Raw genomic sequence first — 20,385 nt, forward strand, 5'->3', positions numbered from 1 at the left:
TCTTAGTCCTCCACTACCCAAGTGTCTTTGGTGCCGCCGCCCTGAGACGAGTTCACCACCAGCGAGCCCTCGCGCAATGCCACGCGGGTCAGGCCACCGGGCACCAGACGGGTTTCTCTACCCGACAGCACAAACGGGCGCAGGTCAATGTGGCGTGGGGCGATGCCGTTTTCGACAAAGGTCGGGCACGTCGACAGGCACAGGGTTGGTTGGGCGATATAGGCTTCAGGCCGGGCCTTGAGGCGCGCGCGGAAGTCTTCGATTTCCGCCGCCGTGGCCGCCGGGCCGACCAGCATGCCGTAGCCACCGGAACCCTGGGTTTCCTTGACCACCAGCTCAGGCAGATTCGCCAACACATGGGACAACTCTTCCGGTTTGCGGCATTGCCAGGTAGGCACGTTTTTGAGGATCGGTTCCTCGGCAAGGTAGAAGCGGATCATGTCGCCGACGTAGGGATAGATCGACTTGTCATCGGCCACGCCGGTGCCGACGGCGTTCGCCAGCACCACGTTGCCTGAGCGGTAAGCGGCAATCAGGCCGGGCACGCCAAGCATGGAGTCCGGGTTGAACGACAGAGGATCGAGATACGCATCGTCGAGACGGCGGTAAATGACGTCCACCTGTCTGGGGCCTGCGGTGGTGCGCATATAGACGTGATCGTCGCGGACAAACAGATCGGCGCCTTCAACCAGCTCCACGCCCATTTCACGGGCCAGGAACGCATGCTCGAAGTAAGCGCTGTTGAAGCGGCCCGGGGTCAGCACCACGGTTGTGGGATTGTCCAGCGGGCTGGAGCTCCTCAGAGTGTCGAGCAGCAGGTTCGGGTAGTGATCGATGGGCGCCACACGCTGGGCGGCGAAGAGCTCGGGGAACAAACGCATCATCATCTTGCGGTCTTCAAGCATGTAGCTGACGCCGCTGGGAGTGCGCAGATTGTCTTCCAGTACGTAGTAGCTGCCATCGCCGTCGCGGACCAGATCGACCCCGGCGATGTGGGCGTAGATGCCCCGGTGCAGATTCAGGCCCTGCATGGCGACCTGATAACCCTCGTTGGCCAACACCTGTTCGGCCGGAATGATGCCCTCCTTGAGAATACGTTGCCCGTGGTAGATGTCGTCCAGGAACATGTTCAATGCCTGGACCCGCTGAATGCAGCCCCGCTCGACCATTTGCCATTCGCTGGCCTTGATGCTGCGCGGAATGATGTCGAACGGAATCAACCGCTCGGTGCCCTGCTCGTCCCCGTATAAGGTGAAGGTGATGCCGGCTCGGTGGAACAACAGGTCGGCTTCGCGACGACGTTGATCCAGCAACTCCAGAGGTGTGTCCGCCAACCAACGCGCGAACTCCTGGTAATGTGGGCGGCAGCCACCACTCGCATCATACATTTCGTTAAAAAAAGCTCGGGACATACCCTACTCCTTGCCGCGATACAGACGGCATTTTCTTATAACTTCGCTATTTCAATAAAATCAGGCCTTACGTTGTTTTAGTGAGTACTGTTTCTGTTGAGCACCTCAGTGTGCGTCGTTAACTTCCTGTCTCATTTGGAAACAAATTCCTCGTGAATTCGGCAATCTCTTGACGCGTCCCGACGCCAGAGACTTGGCCTTTGCGGTTTGATTTCTGGCGCCCCATTTATAACGTTCCCCCATTATTTTTTTCGTTGAAAAACCACACTAGCGGTGGTTTGAAAGTACTTTTGCAAGGGCTGTGCCCAACTATTGTTACGATCGATAAAAACCGGAAAAACCATCCATCAAGCCTGAATTGCGACACATCATTTCATTTTTGAGACGAAAATCGATAAGACTACTGAAACGGTTTTTCCACTTGTAACTTGCACAACTCTGGATCGGACGAAAATGGTGCATTTGGCAACTGATTTGAGTTTTATGCCCTACAAGCGGGAAATTCCTACTCACTGTTTTTATTCTGCTTGTAATACAAGGCGTCCAGCGCGGCGCGTCGATTAATACCGATGCACTATTAATTCTCATGAAAATGCACCAAGAGATGACACCGGCAGCGAAAGTGCCAAGTAGTGATGCAAAAAATTAATGCTGGAGAGGACGGCCTGACCCCGAGCCACGAGTCCACAATCAGGTGGGCATATCGGCAGAACAAAGCCAAGGATGCTGCGGTGGCAGGAGCGGTCGTCGGCGGATCACGGCAACGTCAGGAACGCCGCGAGGACCGCCGAAGTGCGGAGTAGAATACGGCCGCCGCTTCTTCCGCCTACAGCCGTTGCATGCAGCAGCGTGGTTATCAGAGCGTCCGATAATATCGAGTGTCCTGGAGAGACCGGTAATCAACCGAAGCGAGCCGTTGCCTCGGTGAAGCCCCTGAACTATCGGGTGCCAGGCACCAGATCGAGTATTTCATTGATCCCGAGACAACGAGGCTCCATCTCCAGCGTTCGACCATTGGCCAGTATTCCATTGGCAACCTCTCTCATCGCCAGGTACGCACTGCGCAACATGTGATTGGCATAAATCACCGCGTTGAATCCCGCTTTCTCCAGCTCGTCAAATCGCAGGTGAGCGTAACTGGTCGGCACGCAAATCAGCGGCACCTTTGCGCAGTACAAGCGAAACAGCCGGGCAAAGTCGAGGATTTCCAGACCGTCCTTTTTCCGGCTGTGAATCATGATTCCATCAGCGCCCGCCTCCACATACGCCAAACAACGCTCGATGGCGTCCTCCATGCCCCGATCCAGAATCAGGCTTTCACATCGCGCAATGATCATCAGGTCCCGATGGCTTCGACTGGCGCAACCCACGCGGATCTTCTCGCAGAACTCTTCGATAGAGTCTTGCTCCTGGCTGACGGCATTACCAAACAACGAGTTCTTCTTCAGTCCGCATTTGTCTTCGATGACCACCGCCGAGACGCCGGCACGCTCGAGCATTTTGATGTGAATCGCAAAGTGCTCCGGTTTGCCGCCGGTATCACCGTCGAATATCAACGGCAACGAGCAGACATCAAAAATCTCGCGAATACCGTGTAGACGGTTACTGGGAGAGAGAATTTCGATGTCAGGTAAACCTCGCTGTGTCGAGTCCGTCAACGAACTCGACCAAATGGCGTCGTATGAAACATGTTGCCCGGACGCCAGTTCGAGTCTGGCTCGTTGTGCCAGCAAGGCTGAAATCGGACTATGAGCTTCAAGTACGCGAAGGCAACGCTTACTCTCGAGCAGATTTGCCAGGCTGGTTGGGCGGATGTCAGTGTCGATCATGCGAATTTACGCTCCATTTTTATAATTGAATGAGCGGCTCCCGGACGGTAACTGTCACTACAAATCACTGATAAGCGGTCAAATCACATTAATCCCAGGCAGGCACTTCGCTTTTCAACACAGACGCCATCTTTCCAAGGTGTTCGCAGGCCTTGGCCACATACTCCCGGGACAGACTTTCGATACGCCGATAGTTGATCTCTTGATGGGTAGCGCTGGCATAGAGTCTCAAAGCCTCTGCCGCATGCCTGAAATGCCGGGCTTCTACACTTCCGCAATGAACGCTGAGAAAGGCAGCGACCCGATTAGCTTCACCCGATGGATAGCCGCGAACCTCCCGAAGCCACTGCTTCCACATCGGAGTCATCAAGTTGTATTCGCCGGTGTTGAACAATTCGGTCATGGCCATCATTTCCAGCGCTTCGGTGAGGTCCGGCGCCAGCGGTCTTTTTTGCCCGACCCAGGTGGAAAACTCTTTGGTGACAGGATCCAGAAACTTGTCCTGCAGGCGCCAGTCGTCAGAGCCACAAATGGCGGATGCCATGCGGTAATACAACTTCGAATGGTGTGGGTGCCCATGCATTTCGCCAAGCCCTACATCTTCGATGATGATCTCCCCGCAATGCCGCGCCGCCTCCAGCATCTTCAACCTGGCGTCGTCGTTCAACGATTCGGATTCCTGAAGTATCCGCACGATAATGCTCGATACCGCATGGGCTGCCCCGTCCGGGCTCCTCCAGCCACAAAAGAACGTACACAGTGAAGACACTGTCCAGTTGCTGGATGTCATGTCCTCATAGGTCTCGCAATAGGCATTCAACTTGTCAGGGTTGTTGTGAAAACCACTCAGCAGCGCCTCAACAAGATTTCCGTCCTCGACATCGACCAGTGCCTGATTGACGTAGTCGATAAACTTCTGGCTCGACTTCTCCATGGTGTTGCTCTCCTTGTTATTGATGGGGCTTCTCTACGACAAGATGAATAACGATGACCATTAACACGCTTGATCGGTACGTCAGGGTCAATCCGTGACGACTTGCGACATGAATTGCCCAAAGCGCGTCAAACCTTCGATCAACTCTTCACGCTCAACGGCGTACGAAATTCGAATGCTATGGGGATCGCCGCAGCCAGAGCCGGGAACCACCGCGATGTGTGCCTCGGTCAATAGCAAATCGGCGAGATGATCGACGTCGCGAATTGTCGTTCCGAGGTAACGGCAACCCAACTTTCGGGAGACATCGATAAACAGATAAAACGCCCCTTCCGGTGGCGCGCACCGGATGCCGTCCACATGACCGAGGCAGGTACATGCCACCAGCAGTTGTTCGTCGAGAAACCTGTTCACCTCGTCACCAAAGTGCGCAGAATCGGCGATCAATGTGTTCAGCGCCGCATACTGGGCGAGACTGCTGGGGTTTGAAGTCGTGTGCCCCTGCAGGTTATGCATGGCGCCGATCACCTCTGTCGGTGCGCAGGCATAACCTACTCTCCAGCCTGTTACGGCCTGGCTCTTGGAGAACGAATCAACCAGAATCGTCTGTCTTTTCAGCAATGGAAATAGCGACAGAATGTTGTGATGCACATGGGGATGACGTACCAGCTTGCGATAGCACTCGTCGAAAACCACCCAAAGCTGATGATCAAACGCGAGTTGGGCGATCCCCAATAACTGCTCTCTTTGATAGACCGTTCCGGTCGGATTGTTTGGCGTGTTGATCACGATCATTTTAGTGCGGCTGGTGAGCGCTCTTTCGACCGCCTTGCAGGTCAATCGGTAGTCATCGGGCAGGGTATCGACAAACACGGGAATGGCGCCGGCAAGAAGAACTTGCGTCGGAAAAGTTTCCCAGTAAGGCACAGGAATAATCACCTCATCACCAGGATTGAGCAGCACCATTGACGCGTTGAAGAGCGCTTGCTTGGCCCCGGCGGTCACCGCCACTTCATTGGCGGCAAACTCGACCCCGCAACGTTGACTGACATGCTCTGCGAGCTTTTCACGCAACCGAGGCAGCCCGATGGGCGGCGTATAACGATTTCGCGCCCCTTCTATTGCTGCGACGGCACCCGCCTTCATCTCCTGGCAGGCGTCGAACGATAACTCGCCGGCTGCAAAGTTAATCACTTTGATACCGCTTTCTTTCAAGGCATTCGCTTTACTGCGCATGCTCGATGTTCCTGGCGCGCTGAGATCAAGAGCGCGACGGGATAACGAAAACCGGATTGCAGAGGTCTCGCTGTTATTCATTTTTTTACCTGCGAAAACGATTAAAGAACGGCGACTCGGGGCTTCTTGATCGAACCTGCAAACGGTCGATCAACCCGCGTTCTGATAAAGGTGGGCATCAGCGTCCAGGCCTCGTTGCACATACCAGGACAAGGGCAGTGTCAACAACAGTGTGGCGGCCAACATGATCACAGCAGCAGGAATACCTGTGATGTCGCCCAGGCTGCCAAACAATACCGGTGCCAGCGCCCCGCCACCGATGGTGCCGGTGTAGAACACAGCGAAGGCGTGCTCTCGTTTGCCTGGGCCAGCCAGGTCCGGCACGGCGCCATACAGCACCGACGATGTTCCGTTCAATGCCAGCCCCAGCAGCGGCAACACCGCCATCAGGCCGAACAGCGGCAGGTACACCGACAGGATGATCAACACCGCGGTGGTGAACTCGGTTAGCCATACGGTTTTCATCATGCCAATGCGCGCGCCCAGATAGCCGCACAGCAACTTGCCGAATGCCCCACCCACAAACAACATTGTCAGCGCCAGACCTATGCCTGCCGTCCCGGCCCCCTTCTCTTTCAGCAGGAACGGCAAGAAGGTGAGAAACCCCATCCGTACCGCACTGTCCAGTGTGCCGGTCACGATGAGCGCCCGCAGCCCGCTGGCGGAGCCGTTTCCCATGATTGCCCTGGAGGCCTTGCCCTGCCCGGATGAAGTCACCGCGCGCGCCGGAATCAGCCACCACAGCAGACCGGCGGCGGCCAGACCGAGCAGGCCTATCAGCGTGACACTCGCGCGCCAGCTGATGACCGTCAGTAACAGGCCGACCAACCCCGGTATCAACGTTTTGCCGATGTCTCCGGAAAAGTTGTACTGCGACAATGCTTGTTTGACACCCCCCCCGCCCTCCTCGTGCGTATCGGTGATCAACGAAGATGCCAGTGGGTGTTGGGTGCTAGCGCCCAATCCGCCCAACACCAGCGCCAACAACAACACCGTCAGGCCGCCAGCCTGACCTGCCAGCAAGTAAGCCAACCCCGCGAGCGCGGTCCCCCCCACCAGCAAACGCTCTCGCCCCCATCGCCTAGCGGCCCGGCTTGCCAACAGCTGGAAACCGGCCATCATCCCGGAGTAAGCGCCACGCATCAGGCCAATTTGGGCGTAGCTCAAGGCAAACTGCGCCTGCCATATCGGCAACAGCACATAGATGACGTCGGTCAGGCCGTCATGCACGGCGTGTGCGCCGCAGCCAGCCAGCAGAGAGCGGCGCCGTACGCAAGCATCAGCCGAGGAAGAGACTCCGTCTTTCATATCGTTCATCGTTCCACCATTACTGCAACAGTTGCGCGCAATCCTTCATCACGCTGGATTTGCGGTGCAGGTATTCGGCGAAAATTTCCCGGGTAGTTTCCTGATCGACCGCGATCTGCATCGCATCGACAAATTGGTCGACAGCCGCCACGGCATGGGCGAAATGATTGCTCTCGGTGCCACCGGTATGCACGGTGACCCAGGCGACTGTCGCGCGAGCCTTTTCCGCGGGTACGCCCATGTCGCGGACAAACCACTGTTTGTACAGCGGATGGATGAACTCCACCTCGCCATGGGTGTACACCTCATGGATCAACGTGGTCAGCAGTCCCTGTAGTAAATCGCGATCGCGCAGACGGCGAGCGTCAGTCCAGTCTTTGAAGGCCTGGGCCGAAGGTAGGCAGTTTTCCTTCAGCAGCCACTGATCATCACCGCACAAAGGCGTGGCCATGTTGTAGAACAGGTCCGAGTGCAAGGTATTGCCCAGTGCGCCCAGATCCTCGTCGGTAATCCGTTGCAGACTGCCGCAGGCCCGATAGAGCTTCTCGGCAGCCTCGGAACCCTGCTCGGAACGGGCCAGCAAGGTGATGCGGTTGGCCAGGCCAGAGACACTGGCGGCCGAGTTGTTGGTCTTGGACCAACTGGCGAAAAACTTACGCAAGGCTGCTGGCGGATGGCGGCGCGAAGTCAGTGTCTCAAAGGCATTTTCGATGTCCACAAGCGCACCCTCTTCATTCCAGAACGCTTCGAACAGCGCATGCTTCAAGACACTGGCAGGCATGTCGTTCAACACTGGTTCGACGATCTTCAACAACTGGCTCTGGCGGGTCAGTACGTTACTCATGGTCACCTCTTATATTCCTTTATTGGATGATGATTCAGGCAGGTTCACCGGTTCGTTCGGAACCGTTACGGTCGTGCGCGACCGGCGTATCGGGTTCAAGGGGTTTCCAGCCGGTCAAGGCGATCAGCAGCGACAACAACTGGACGCCGATGATCAGCGCCACACACCCCTGCCAACCCCAGCGATTCCAGATCATCGCGGGGCCGACGGCGCCGAAACTGCCTCCCAGGTAATAACCCGTCAGGTACAGCCCCACCGCCCCGGCTTTGTTATGTCGGGCCGTGGCTGTAATAAAGGCATTGGCGCAGGCCTGGGCCAGAAACACGCCGGTTGAGCTCAGGGCCAGGCCCAGCACGATCAGCCACAGCGAGGGCAGCAGCGTCAGGAGCGAGCCACAGACGCCCAGTAACACCGCGGCCACCAGCAACTCGGATTGCGGTCGCGATTTGCTCAAGCGTCCGACGATGGGGATCACCACCAGTGCCAGCAGGAACACCGCATAGATCGTCCCGAGGGCCGCAGCGCCGAGATTGAAAGGCGTCTGGCTGAGGTACAGTCCGGCGTAAGTGAAGGTCGCGACTTGCGAAAACAACACACAAAAGCCCACGCCATACGCCGCCAGCAAGGGTTTGCGGCACAGATCGCGAAGGGCTTGCAGACGCAATGGCGAATTCTTGGTAGCCAACACCGGATTGGCCGGCAGCAGAAAGTGGATGGTCACGCCGACGAACACGCTCATTGCTGCCAGCAGTTCAAAGGCCTCACGCCAGCCCACATATTCGGTCATGAGCCCGGTCACGAAGCGCCCGGCAAACCCACCCAGTACGGTACCGGCCACGTAGAGGCTGGTGACCACCGTGACAGTGCCACCACTCCAGCGGTCGCCGATGTAGGCTACGCTGGTGGCGAACACCACCGGAATCAACATGCCTTCGACAAAGCGCCAGACCAACAGCTCGCTAAAGCTGTCGGCATGGGCTGTCAGCAGTGCCGGCACCGCCAATAGCGTTGCCGCGCCGACAATCACCGAGCGTTGTTCAAAGCGACGGGTAAGACGGCTGACAAAGGGGGCGGTGATGGCGACCGCCAGGGTGGTCACCGTGATGCTCCATCCCGCCTGCCGGGCGCTCACCTGAAAACTCAGGGCAAATTCCTGAAGGATACTCTGGGTTGAATACAGGTTGAGGAAGGCCGCGCAACCACACAGAAACAAGGCGATGCGAGCACTCTGCAGACGCGAATTCATGAGGCCTCTCGTTTTATGACAGGAGGCCTTTATAGAATACGCGGGCTGCCGAAGACCAATACCGAATTCGGACCGATCAATACCCAAGGAACAGGATGCTGGATCTACGCAAGTTACGTTACTTTTTGACGGTCGCCGAAGAGCTGCACTTTGGTCGCGCGGCACTGCGTCTGCACCTCGCCCAGCCGCCGTTGACCCGGCAGATTTCCGCTCTGGAAGCCGAGCTGGGTTTTCGTCTGTTTGACCGCACCAGCCGCACGGTGTCGCTCACGGCCCAAGGCCGGCATTTTCTGCCTTATGCGCGCGCCATGCTGGAGCAAGCCGACCTGACCGAAATCATCGCCGGCAAGCTGGCCGCTGGCTCGACCGGGCAACTCGTGTTGGGCTACGCCAGCTCGATTGCCCTGTCAGACCTATTCAGCCAGGCCATTCAAGCTTTTGCCCAACGCTTTCCAGAGGTTCAACTGACTCTGGTGGAAGGTGCGTCCAGCAGTCTATGGTCACAGGTCGCCGATGGTCGTATCGATATTGGTATGAGCCGGTTGCTGCCTCAAAACGGGCAAGCCGAGGTCCGGGTACTATCCCTGGGTGAAGAACCCCTAGTGGCAGCCCTTTCCAGTGACAACCCGTTGGCCGGCCAGGCCGAGGTCAACCTCGCCCAGCTCAGCGCGTACCCCTTGATTTTATTTCCGGTCGATTACGGCTCGGGGCTCAACGAATCCATTCAACAACTGTACCGACGCAACGGGTTGCCCCTGCGCCCAGGTCCATCCGGACGGCAAATTACCTCGATCATCGCGCTGGTGGCCGCCGGGCAAGGCGTTGCGCTGGTTCCCCAGTGCACCCAGACGTTGGTAAAAAAGGGGGTGACCTACCGCCCGCTGGCTGACTCCGAAGCTCGCGCGCAACTGCTGATACTGACGCGAGCCCAAGGGCGCAGCCTGCTGGTCGAGGCCTTCATGGGGGTGATCGACGAACTGATGCCAGTCAGTTAAAGCACAATCCATGTGGAAGCGAGCCTGCTCGCGATGACGGCATAACATTCAACGTTGCAGTTGACTGTCAGACCGCTATCGCGAGCAGGCTCGCTCCCACGAAAACCACTTCAACATTACATCAGCGGGTCAACAGCACTTCGGCCCTGCCTTACCGCCGTAACGAGCCTCCTGACGTTCGCGGAAGAACATCTCATAGCTCATCACCGGCTTGTCCGGGTGTTCGGTTTGCATATGCTCGACGTAGTTGTCGTAGTCGGGCATGCCGACCATCAGGCGCGCGGCCTGACCGAGGTATTTGCCCAGGCGACTCAGGTCATTGAACATGCTGCCCTCCTCGATCAAGCATCTGGCAGCGCATGGAATGGCGCTTCTTTATCCGTACGTTCTTTGGTGCCCCAGGCGGCAATGCCGACTTTAAGCGCAAAGAACAGGATGCTGAACACCACGAGCAGGAACAACACTGTCAGCGTCGCGTTGGTGTAGGCGTTGTAGATCACGTGCTGCATCTGCTCGATGCTCTTGGCCGGAGCCAACACCTGACCGTTGGCCAGGGCATCGCTGTATTTCTTCGCCAGCGCGAGGAAACCGATCGCCGGGTTGGCGTCGAACAGCTTGATGAAGCCTGCAGTGGTGGTGCAGATCAGCAGCCATACCGCTGGCAGCATGGTCACCCACACATAGCGTTGGCGTTTCATTTTGATCAGCACAACGGTTGCCAGCATCAGCGCGATACCGGCCAGCATCTGGTTGGAGATACCGAACAGCGGCCACAAGGTGTTGATCCCGCCCAATGGGTCGATCACGCCTTGGTACAGCAGGTAACCCCACATCGCCACGCAACCGGCCGTGGCGATCAGGTTGGCGGTCCAGGATTCGGTGCGTTTCAGCGCCGGCACAAAGGAACCAAGCAAGTCCTGCAGCATGAAACGTCCGGCACGGGTACCGGCATCGACCGCAGTGAGGATGAACAGCGCTTCAAACAGGATCGCGAAGTGGTACCAGAACGCCATGGTGTTTTCACCCGGCAGCACGTGGTGCAGGATCTGCGCGATACCGACCGCCAGGGTTGGCGCACCGCCGGCACGGGCCAGGATGGTGGTTTCACCGATGTCCTTGGCCACCGCTTGCAGGGCTTCCGGGGTAATCGCGAAACCCCAGCTGCTGACTGTCTGCGCAACCGAAACAGCATCCGCGCCGACCAGAGCTGCCGGGCTGTTCATGGCGAAGTACACGCCCGGCTCGATCACCGAAGCGGCCACCATCGCCATGATCGCCACGAAGGATTCCATCAACATGCCGCCGTAACCGATGTAACGGGCATGGCCTTCACTGGCGAGCAACTTCGGCGTGGTGCCGGAAGCGATCAGTGCGTGGAAACCGGACACTGCGCCACAGGCAATGGTGATGAACAGGAACGGGAACAGCCCACCCTTCCACACCGGCCCGGTGCCGTCGATGAACTGGGTCAATGCCGGCATTTTCAGCTCGGGCATGGTGATCAGAATGCCGATCGCCAGCGCAACGATGGTGCCGATCTTCAGGAAGGTGGACAGGTAATCACGGGGCGCCAGGATCAGCCATACCGGCAATACGGCCGCGACAAAACCGTAGCCGATCAGCATCCAGGTAATCTGCAGTCCAGTGAAGGTAAAGGCTTTGGCCCAGACCGGGTCAGCAGCAATCTGCCCGCCCAGCCAGATCGAACCCAGCAGCAACGCCACGCCGATCACCGAGATTTCACCGATACGGCCAGGACGGATGTAGCGCATGTAGACGCCCATGAACATCGCGATCGGGATGGTCGCCATCACGGTAAAGATGCCCCACGGGCTTTCGGCCAGGGCCTTGACCACGATCAGCGCCAGCACCGCGAGGATGATGATCATGATCAGGAAGCAGCCAAACAGCGCGATGGTCCCGGGGATGCGGCCCATTTCTTCACGAACCATGTCGCCCAGGGAGCGACCGTTGCGGCGGGTGGACATGAACAGGACCATAAAGTCCTGAACCGCACCGGCCAGCACCACGCCGGCAATCAGCCACAGCGTACCGGGCAGGTAGCCCATCTGCGCCGCCAACACCGGACCGACCAGCGGCCCCGCGCCGGCAATGGCCGCGAAGTGGTGACCGAAGAGTACGTGTTTATTGGTCGGCACATAGTCCAGACCATCGTTGTTGAGTACGGCGGGAGTGGCTCGATTGGGGTCGAGTTGCATCACCTTGGTGGCGATGAACAGGCTGTAGTAGCGGTATGCGACAAGATAGATAGCGACGGCTGCGACTACGATCCAGAGGGCGTTGATGGCTTCGCCGCGGCGCAGGGCCACGACACTTAGCGCAAACGCTCCCAAGACAGCCACGGCAAACCAGGCGAGGTGTTTAGCCAGACGGGGCATAGCGTGTCTCCTGCCGACAGTCAGTGACTGCGGCGGTAATTATTATAATTGTGTCCGCTTTGCGGAGCGGGCCCAATATCCACCCATGCTGTCGACAAATAAATCCGCGTTACTACGTACGTGGCGTCTACGTAGTTCTACGTAGACGGTTTGTCATTCTGTCCAGCACCGCTACTGGAGGCGCGTATCTTTGGCATATGATGCCGGGCCTTCGCCCTCCCTCGGTCTGGCCAGGAGTAGAGATGCAGCTCAAACACAAAATCGTCGCGCTCGGCATTCTGCCGCTGGTGTTGGCGATCGCGGTCATCTGCGCGCTGGTGATTTCCCTGAACCGCCAATTGGGTGATCAACAGGCGCAACTGATCGAAGACAGCATTCTGGCCAGCAAGCGCGCAGAGCTGAAAAACTACGTTGAAATGGCACAAAGCCTGATCGCGCCGCTGTACGACAACGGCCGTGGTGACGAACACGCACAGCAACAAGTGCTGGAAGAACTGCGCAAGCTCAGTTTTGGCATCAATGGCTACTTCTTCGTCTACGACCGCGAAGGCCGCAGCCTGATGCACGCACGCCAGTCAGAGCTGGTGGGCCAATACCTGTGGGACATGAAAGACCCTCACGGCCTGCCGGTAATCCAGGCGTTGCTCAAAAGCGCGGCATCCGGCGAAGGCTTTCAACGTTACGCCTGGAACAAACCCTCTTCCGGCCAAGTGACCGACAAGCTCGCCTACGTAGTGATGCTCGATCGTTGGGGCTGGATGCTCGGCACCGGCATCTACCTTGAAGACGTTGAACGCGCCACCCAACAAGCGCGTGCCGAGGTGGCTCAGGGCATCCGCACAACCATGCTGGCGATTGCCGCAGTGGCGCTTGTAGCGGTGCTATTTGTGTTCGCCAGCGGCATGACGCTGAACGTCAGCGAACATCGCCTGGCCGACAAAAAACTGCAACGCCTGACCCAACGTATCGTCAGCCTGCAGGAGGAAGAGCGTTCGCGGGTTTCCCGAGAGCTGCACGACGGTATCAGCCAGTTGCTGGTCTCTATCAAGTTTCAGTTCGAACTGGCCAGCCATGTACTGGAGAATGGCCAAGACAAAGGCTTGAGCATTTTAAGAGACGCCACCGAGCGCCTGGGGGAAGCGATCGGCGAGGTTCGCAGCCTCTCCCACGACCTGCGCTCATCATTGCTCGACACCCTCGGCCTGCCGGCTGCGATCGGTCAACTCGCCGCCGAGTTCGAGCAACGCAGCGGTCTTGTTGTAACCTTCAACGATAACGAATTCGACTGTCACCTGGCCGATGGCGCCGCCGCCTCGCTGTTTCGCATTGTGCAAGAAGGCCTGACCAACATCGAACGCCACGCCCAGGCAAAACACGTCATCATTACCCTGCACGGTTGCGAAAAGTCCGTACGGTTGACGGTGATCGATGACGGCATAGGTTTCAATGTCGCCCAGGTCGAACGTCGCCAGGCCGGCATTGGTCTGCGTAATATCCGCGAGCGAGTCGAGCATTTTGGCGGTCGATTCGACCTGACCTCGATGCCGGGAAGAAGTGAGCTGGACGTGCTGCTGCCGATGAAGCCACCCGGTACAGAACGCTGACTCACCCCATAACAATTAGAGTGAATGCCTGCGATGAACCTGCCCTACCCGATCCGCGTCGCCCTGGTCGACGATCACTCCCTGGTCCGCGATGGCATCAAATCGCTGCTGGCGGTCATGGCGCCGCTGGAAGTGGTGGGCGAAGCCGAGAATGGCGCCGATGCCATTGAGATGGTCGGGCGCTGTCAGCCGGATCTGTTGCTGGTCGACATCAGCCTGAAGGATATCAACGGGCTCGAGCTGACCCGGCTGTTGCGCAGCCAGTACCCGTCGCTCAAGGTGCTGGTGCTGAGCATGTACGACAACTACGAATACGTCAGTGAATCGGTTCGCTCGGGGGCTAGCGGCTATGTACTGAAGAACGCGCCTTCACGGGAAATCATTGCGGCCATCGAAGCCATTGTCAGTGGTGGGACGTTCTACAGTGCCGAAATCGCCCAACGGCTCATCGCCGATAAAAGTACCGACAACGAACTGACACCACGCGAGAGCCAGGTGCTGTACAAAATGGCTCAGGGGTTGAACAACAAGGAAATGGCTCGCGAGCTGGACATCAGCGTCCGCACAGTGGAAACCCATCGCCTGAGCATCCGCCGCAAACTCAACATCGACAAACCCGCCGCCCTCGTAAAATACGCGATCGATCACGGGATCATCTCTCGTTAGAAGCACTCACACCGTACTCACGTTGACAACACGCGCCGTGCGGATAAACAAAGCACGCACCTTGTCCCAGAAATTTCCCCCCAGTACGAAAAAGCTGCCGACCAACATGGCATCGCCCAGCGCCTGGACCTGCCAGAGGTTCGGTCTCAGCCCCGGCCACAGTGTGTCCACGTAAGGCTCGAGAAAGGATGAAATCAGTGGCAGGCAAAACATCACCAGGCCAATTCGATGGCGAGCCGGGCCTACTTCCAGTTCAGTCGGTGCGAGCGTGGAAACATAGCCAAACACGCTGCGCTTGAGTTGCTGAAAACCAGACTTGCCCATGACGGCGATGGCGAGGATCAGCAGAATCTTGTTGCTGATAAACAGGATGCCTGTCAGTGCCGCGATTTTTGGGCCGGGCACATCCGCAGCGGCGGCGAGCGGCACCAACAGCCAGGCGAGCACTGTCAAACTGAGAATCCCGATACCTGCTTTGAAGCGCCAACCGGTGGAGCTGGGGGCAATCTCGTCCTGGGGACTGATCATGGTCTTCGTACCCTTCTTTTTCACCCGAATGAATAACTTTCAAAAGCGTAGCAGTTGCTCGATGCCCTGTTTGTCAAACATGACTTTGTGTTTGCCTTGGCTGTACTAACCTAATCAAAACCGGTTCAAGTCCGCCCAACAGCCAGGGCATTCAACATTGGGGACGCTCGGATGAGGTTTTCCCGTGACCAACTTACAGTGCTGCGATGCTGACGCGCCCAGGTACGCTGCTTCTACTGGGAGCCCTCGCTCTTGGCGGCTGCGTGCGTCTAGGACCGGATTTCCAGGCCCCGGGCGAGGCCTGGACAAAACTCTGGAGCAGCCCTGCGCTTGAACAGGCCAGCCAAAGACGCGCCTATCCCGATGTGCGCCAGTGGTGGCAAGTGTTCGCCGACCCGGTCCTCGACGGGCTGATTGCCGAAGCGGATGCGCACAATTCCAACCTGAAAATTGCCGGCCTTCGCGTCATGGAAGCCCGTGCCCGGTTGGGGATTGCCCAAAGCGGACGCTATCCGCAACTGCAACAGGCCAGTGCCGAGAGCCTGTACTTCAACCGCCGGCAATCCGGCGGCAGCAACCCGCAAGACAGCCATTTCTGGCAACACAGCGTGGGCTTTGATGTCGGTTGGGAGCTGGACTTCTGGGGACGATTCAGTCGAGCCATCGAATCATCCGATGCCAGTTACTTCGCGGCTCAAGCCAATTATGAAGACGTACTGGTACTGCTGCGTGCTCAAGTGGCCGACACTTACTTCTCGTTGCGCACCACCGAAGCGCGTTTACGCGTCGCCCGGGAAAACGCCGAACAGCAAAAGCGCAACTTTGAAATCACCGAGAAACTGTTCAACAGCGGCCAGAGCGCCGAGCTCGATTTGCAACAAGCCAAGACCCAGTACCTCGGCACCTTGAGCAGCATTCCCGAGCTTGAAGGGCAAGTGCTGCGCACACGCAACGCATTGGCCGTGCTGATCGGACAACCGCCCAGCGCCCTGCCCCAACTGCTGGAAAACCAGGGGCTGATTCCGCTGGTAGACCGTGCCGTGCTGCAAGACGTACCCGCCAGCCTGCTGTTGCGTCGACCGGACGTACGCGCCGCCGAACTCAACGTCGCCGCCCAATCGGCACTGATCGGTGTGGCAGAAACCGACTTCTATCCATCGCTGACCTTGCTCGGCAGCATTGTCTGGTCGACCGACACACTGAAGGGCACCTCCAACAGCCTGGACCTGATCGGTGGCCCCAGTTTGCGCTGGAACCTGTTTGATCACGGCCAGATCAGCAACAACGTGCGGGTACAGGATGCGCGGTTGCAGCAACTGATCGAGGTTTATCGCGACAAAGTCCGCCAGGCCGCGCGCGAAGCCGATGATGCCGCCAGCGGCTTGAGCAAATCGCTGGAACGCGAGCGCATCCTGCTTGAAGCGCAGGCCGCCGCCAAGCGCTCGCTGAGCCTGGCCAACAGCCAATACCGCGAGGGTTACTCGGACTTCCAGCGCGTGCTCGATGCCCAGCGCGCATTGCTCGAACAACAGGACAATTACCTGATCAGCCGCAGCAATGCCGTGAGCAACCTGATTGCCCTGTACAAAGCCCTTGGCGGTGGCTGGTACAGCGCCCTGCCAACCGTCGACCCAGGCACTCGCCAACAAATGGAACACCGCACCGACTGGGGCAACCTGCTGAATGAACCGGCCCCTTCGCCAGCCCCCTCTTCCACGTCAGACAAGGTCAAAGCCGATGAGTGAACCCTCACCGCCCGCCACTGAAGCGCCCTCTTCCAAGGCGCCCGAACCGGCTGCCGATCCGGCAAAAAAAGGCATCAAATGGGTGCTGCTGCTGATCGTCCTGAGCCTGGCCTGGTATCTGTTGGCTGACCGTTTCACGCCATATACGCAACAGGCTCGGGTCGGTGCCTTTGTGATTCCGGTGGCGGCTGAAGTGGCCGGTCAGGTTATCCGCGTGAATGTGCGCAACAACCAGGACGTCAAGGCAGGCGATGTGCTGTTCGAGGTCGATCAGCAGCCCTATCAAATAGCCGCCGACCGTGCACGCGCGGATCTTGAGTCTACCCGCCGGCAGATCGGTGCCAGCACTGCCGGCATCGCCTCCGCGCAAGCCTCGTTGCGGGCGGCCCAGGCCAATGAACTCAAGGCCCGGCAGGATAACGAACGCCTTGAAAGCCTGTACCGCCAAGACCGCGGAACCATTTCCGTGCGCCTGCTGGAAGCCTCTCGGGCCAGCCGTGAACAGGCCGTCAGCCAGGTCGCCGCGGCCCGTGCCGAAGTCCAGCGAGCACGGGAACAGGAAGGCGGCAGCGAGGAAGACAACGCGCTGTTACGCAGCGCCGCCACGGCATTGTCAAAAGCCGAACTCGACATGGCCAACACCCAAGTCCGCGCTCGCTCGGCGGGTTTGATAACTGACCTGCGCACCGACGTCGGCCAATTCGCCGCGGTCGGCACGCCGGTCATGACCTTGATTGCCATCCACGATGTGTGGATCAGTGCGGACATGACCGAGAACAACCTGGGGCGGGTCAAGCCTGGAACTCCGGTGGCGATCGTGCTGGACGCGCTGCCGGGCGAGGTCTTCGAGGGGCGGGTGCGCAGCGTCGGCTACGGCGTCAGCGTGGGGCAGACGCCGGCGCCGGGCACCTTGCCCAGTGTGCAAAACAGTCGCGACTGGTTGCGTCCGGCCCAACGCTTCCCGGTGATCATCGAATTTTCTGACGAGGCGATGCAGGTGCTACGTGACAGTCGCGCCATTCGTGCCGGCGGCCAGGCCGAAGTCATGGCCTTTCCTGCGCAGAATAATCCGCTGAATCCCTTGGGACGCCTGTTTTTCTGGCTGATGAGTTGGTTGTCTTATGCCTACTGATCGCCCGCCCAGATTCCAACGGGCGCCGCGTCTGGCCGTAGGCACGGCGCTGTGCCTGGCCATCAGCTTCGGCCTGGCACTGCCGATTCCGTTTATTGCGCCGGTGCTTTGCGTGTTGCTGTTGGCCACGCTTAACAAACCCCTGCCATTCAAGGCCGGCGTGATGCTGGCAGTGGTTGCGATGCTGACCACCGGCATCGGGCTGTTACTGATCCCGGTCCTGCGTTATTACCCCCTCAGCGGTGTGCTGCTGATCGGTGTCAGTCTGTTCCTGGCCTTTGGTTTCGGGCTGCGCGGTGGCAACGCCCTGGTCGTGACCTTTCTGATCATTGGCCTGACGATGATTTCCTCGGCCGGCGTTGCCGAGTTCGATCTGGCGATGATGGTCATCGGTGCCCTGGTCAAGGCCTTGCTCCTCGCCGTCATCGTCGTCGCGATCAGTCACTGGCTGTTTCCCGACCCGGCCAATGCGCCCTCCCCACCCGCCGCCAGCACTCTGCCGGCGCAGGAAGTGGCGAGGATTGCGCTGCGTGCCACCCTGATCGTGATGCCGGCGTTCCTGTTGGCGCTGATCGACCCGGCCAGTTATCTGCCGATCATTTTGAAAGCGGTCAGTCTGGGCCAGCAGAGTTCAACGGTAACGACGCGCAACGCCAGTCGCGAACTGCTCGGCTCGACCTTGATGGGCGGGCTGTTGGCCATTGTGTTCTGGTGCGCGCTAAGCCTGTTCGTGCACTTGTGGATGTTCTTTCTGTGGATGCTGCTGTTCGGCTTGCTGTTGGCGCGCAAGCTCTATGCCCTGAGTCCGACTCGACAAACCCCGGGGTTCTGGCTCAACAGCCTGGTCACGTTGATCATCCTGCTGGGCCAGTCGGTGCAGGACAGTCTTGCCGGCAAGGACGTCTATACCGCCTTCGCCGTGCGCATGGCGCTGTTTATCGCCCTCACGCTCTATGCCGACCTGATGGTTCACCTGATCGAACAGCGGCAGCGAACGCCTGGTGCTCAGGGCGTTACCTGATAACCGCGCCCTTGCAGGCAGCTGGTATAGGCGGTTGAACTGGTCGCCGCGCTGGTTTTTTGCTGCGCCCGGCGCTCCTGACGCTGGCGCGCGCCACCGACTACCGCGCCCGCCGCTGCGGTTTGCCCGGCGCGGTTCTGGCGATATTCCTGTTTCACATCGTCGTCGACCCGCTCGTAAAACTCGTCATGTTGACGCCCACGCACCTCAGCGCCCACCGCCCCGGCAGCGGCACCCACCGCAGCACCGCGCAGTCGCCCGCCCGAGGGTGGCGGCGTTGAGGCGCTCTGACTCGCCGCGACATTGCGGCAATCATTGATGTCCAGCTGGATTTGTTGCGAACTCTGCCCTTTCAACGGCACGACCGTTTCGGCCTGAACCTGCGTACAGGCCATCGACACTACGACACACAGACTGAAAGACGATAACCGACTCATGATGACCTCCGACAAGGTCCACTGTGTTGGCGGGCGAGCGTCTGACTGGGAAGTTCCTGGAACAGCGCTCGATAACTGCTGGAAAACCGCCCCAAATGCCAGAACGACCAGTGCATCGCCACTTGCGCGACTGTCGTGTCGCTGGCCGTTCGGCTGAGCAACTCACGGCGCGCACTGTTGAGCCGGCGCAAGCGCAACCAATGCGAGGGCGTCATCCCGGTGTACGCCTTGAACGCGTGCTGCAACTGACGCAACGAAACCCCAGCCACCTGGGACAGTTCCAGCAAGTTGAGGGTTTCTTCCGGGGTATCGGCGGCCCATTCGGCGACGCGCTTCATGATCGTTCGCTCTTCGGCCCGACGCTGCAAGCCTGCGCGATCCAGGCACACACAGGCGTTATCGAGGATGAACAAACAGTCCTCCAGCAACTGCTGGGTCAATGCCTCTTTGCTCGGCGGATCCAGCGTCTGCTCCAGTCGCGTCAAGGTGCCGCTCAACCAGCGGCTGAACAGCGCGTTCTGCCCGCAATTGAGCGGCGACATGAACAAGCCTTCGAGCCGCGCCACGTCCAGTCCATGCCGTTGAACGAATTGCGGCCCGAACACCACGGCGATTTCCTGGTAGTTCTCCGGGGTGATCCAGATGTTGCGGCTCTCGCCGTTCAACATGTACAGCGAGTTGTCGTTGCGATCGAAACAGAACGCCAGTGAGCCTTCGGGGGCGCTGAAATTCTGCTCGACCCGGGTGTTCATCTGCTCTTCGTAAATCTCCACGCCTTGCAAGTCCAGATAGCGCACCCGCCCGGCGAAATGCCCCGGCGACATCTGCTGATAGTGCTGCACCCAACCCGGTGTGGCGCGGATCTGCTCGGCCACGTCGGCGGTGTTGAAGGCTTGAACCTGTAACGGATTGCACGCTGTCATGGGGTGACCTTACGCACTCGTTTGGTGCGTTTTGGTGCTGCTTAAAGTGGATAGATGGAACGCCAC

Annotated in this window: 18 protein-coding genes; 6 read left to right on the top strand and 12 right to left on the bottom strand. The window is 58.8% G+C overall.

Annotated elements, in window-relative coordinates:
• Positions 1-2: 2 nt before the first annotated feature.
• The 7 genes from AC1RL4_RS11755 to AC1RL4_RS11785 all read right to left on the bottom strand — a co-directional run bounded on the left by AC1RL4_RS11755 (position 3) and on the right by AC1RL4_RS11785 (position 8,869).
• Positions 3-1,412, bottom strand: a complete 1,410-nt coding sequence (locus AC1RL4_RS11755) for a circularly permuted type 2 ATP-grasp protein (RefSeq protein ID WP_007938225.1) — start codon at positions 1,410-1,412, stop codon at positions 3-5.
• A 938-nt stretch (positions 1,413-2,350) separates the two neighbouring features.
• Positions 2,351-3,241 carry a phosphoenolpyruvate mutase gene (gene aepX, locus AC1RL4_RS11760; RefSeq protein ID WP_493119602.1) on the bottom strand — a complete coding sequence of 297 codons (891 nt, stop codon included), beginning with the start codon at positions 3,239-3,241 and terminating at the stop codon, positions 2,351-2,353.
• 88 nt (positions 3,242-3,329) lie between these two features.
• Positions 3,330-4,175, bottom strand: a complete 846-nt coding sequence (locus AC1RL4_RS11765; RefSeq protein WP_230173707.1) for a hypothetical protein — start codon at positions 4,173-4,175, stop codon at positions 3,330-3,332.
• Between the two features lie 87 nt (positions 4,176-4,262).
• Complete coding sequence (locus AC1RL4_RS11770) at positions 4,263-5,492, bottom strand: pyridoxal phosphate-dependent aminotransferase (protein ID WP_356687705.1); 1,230 nt, start codon at positions 5,490-5,492, stop codon at positions 4,263-4,265.
• A gap of 69 nt (positions 5,493-5,561) precedes the next feature.
• Entirely contained in the window at positions 5,562-6,788 is a 1,227-nt protein-coding gene (locus AC1RL4_RS11775; RefSeq protein WP_230173696.1) for an MFS transporter, read from the bottom strand.
• Positions 6,789-6,798: 10 nt separating this feature from the next.
• The gene (locus AC1RL4_RS11780) at positions 6,799-7,623 is read right to left on the bottom strand and encodes a hypothetical protein (protein ID WP_230173694.1); all 825 of its coding nucleotides are present in this window, start codon (positions 7,621-7,623) and stop codon (positions 6,799-6,801) included.
• Positions 7,624-7,657: 34 nt separating this feature from the next.
• Positions 7,658-8,869: an MFS transporter gene (locus AC1RL4_RS11785; protein WP_230173692.1), complete on the bottom strand. Its 1,212-nt coding sequence runs from the start codon at positions 8,867-8,869 to the stop codon at positions 7,658-7,660.
• 95 nt (positions 8,870-8,964) lie between these two features.
• Between AC1RL4_RS11785 and AC1RL4_RS11790 the strand changes: the two genes are divergently transcribed.
• Entirely contained in the window at positions 8,965-9,864 is a 900-nt protein-coding gene (locus AC1RL4_RS11790; protein WP_019578886.1) for a LysR family transcriptional regulator, read from the top strand.
• Positions 9,865-9,993: 129 nt separating this feature from the next.
• Here the strand turns inward: AC1RL4_RS11790 and AC1RL4_RS11795 are convergent, their stop codons facing one another.
• A complete protein-coding gene (locus AC1RL4_RS11795) occupies positions 9,994-10,191 on the bottom strand; it encodes a YbdD/YjiX family protein (RefSeq protein WP_007938220.1) in 198 nt (65 codons plus the stop codon).
• Positions 10,192-10,205: 14 nt separating this feature from the next.
• A complete protein-coding gene (locus tag AC1RL4_RS11800; RefSeq protein ID WP_230173690.1) occupies positions 10,206-12,263 on the bottom strand; it encodes a carbon starvation CstA family protein in 2,058 nt (685 codons plus the stop codon).
• Between the two features lie 242 nt (positions 12,264-12,505).
• Here AC1RL4_RS11800 and AC1RL4_RS11805 point away from each other — a divergent pair, with 242 nt between their 5' ends.
• On the top strand, positions 12,506-13,867 hold the full coding sequence (locus AC1RL4_RS11805) for a cache domain-containing protein (RefSeq protein WP_018925860.1): 1,362 nt from the start codon (positions 12,506-12,508) through the stop codon (positions 13,865-13,867).
• 33 nt (positions 13,868-13,900) lie between these two features.
• Positions 13,901-14,533 (top strand): response regulator, encoded by a 633-nt coding sequence (locus AC1RL4_RS11810; protein WP_018925859.1) that lies wholly within the window; start codon positions 13,901-13,903, stop codon positions 14,531-14,533.
• A gap of 6 nt (positions 14,534-14,539) precedes the next feature.
• On the opposite strand, the gene AC1RL4_RS11815 is transcribed toward AC1RL4_RS11810, so the two are convergent.
• Complete coding sequence (locus AC1RL4_RS11815) at positions 14,540-15,061, bottom strand: transporter suffix domain-containing protein (RefSeq protein WP_230173688.1); 522 nt, start codon at positions 15,059-15,061, stop codon at positions 14,540-14,542.
• 206 nt (positions 15,062-15,267) lie between these two features.
• On the opposite strand from AC1RL4_RS11815, the gene AC1RL4_RS11820 reads away from it, so the two are divergent.
• Genes AC1RL4_RS11820 through AC1RL4_RS11830 form a run of 3 tightly spaced genes read left to right on the top strand, consistent with a single transcriptional unit; the run spans position 15,268 to position 18,959 of the window.
• Positions 15,268-16,806 (top strand): efflux transporter outer membrane subunit, encoded by a 1,539-nt coding sequence (locus AC1RL4_RS11820; RefSeq protein WP_096480228.1) that lies wholly within the window; start codon positions 15,268-15,270, stop codon positions 16,804-16,806.
• Entirely contained in the window at positions 16,799-17,938 is a 1,140-nt protein-coding gene (locus AC1RL4_RS11825) for an HlyD family secretion protein (protein WP_019578882.1), read from the top strand. The genes AC1RL4_RS11820 and AC1RL4_RS11825 overlap by 8 nt, the downstream gene beginning before the upstream one ends.
• Positions 17,928-18,959, top strand: coding sequence for a DUF2955 domain-containing protein (locus AC1RL4_RS11830; RefSeq protein WP_028940610.1), 1,032 nt, complete (start codon positions 17,928-17,930; stop codon positions 18,957-18,959). Before AC1RL4_RS11825 ends, AC1RL4_RS11830 begins: the two co-directional genes overlap by 11 nt.
• On the opposite strand, the gene AC1RL4_RS11835 is transcribed toward AC1RL4_RS11830, so the two are convergent.
• Together AC1RL4_RS11835 and AC1RL4_RS11840 are read right to left on the bottom strand one after the other, a co-directional pair.
• Complete coding sequence (locus AC1RL4_RS11835; protein ID WP_026331641.1) at positions 18,944-19,396, bottom strand: YMGG-like glycine zipper-containing protein; 453 nt, start codon at positions 19,394-19,396, stop codon at positions 18,944-18,946. The two genes, AC1RL4_RS11830 and AC1RL4_RS11835, sit on opposite strands and share 16 nt — an antisense overlap.
• The gene (locus AC1RL4_RS11840) at positions 19,393-20,319 is read right to left on the bottom strand and encodes a helix-turn-helix domain-containing protein (RefSeq protein WP_019578879.1); all 927 of its coding nucleotides are present in this window, start codon (positions 20,317-20,319) and stop codon (positions 19,393-19,395) included. Before AC1RL4_RS11840 ends, AC1RL4_RS11835 begins: the two co-directional genes overlap by 4 nt.
• Between the last annotated feature and the right edge of the window lie 66 nt (positions 20,320-20,385).

The sequence above is a fragment of the Pseudomonas sp. GW822-FHT07A10 genome (assembly GCF_058798795.1).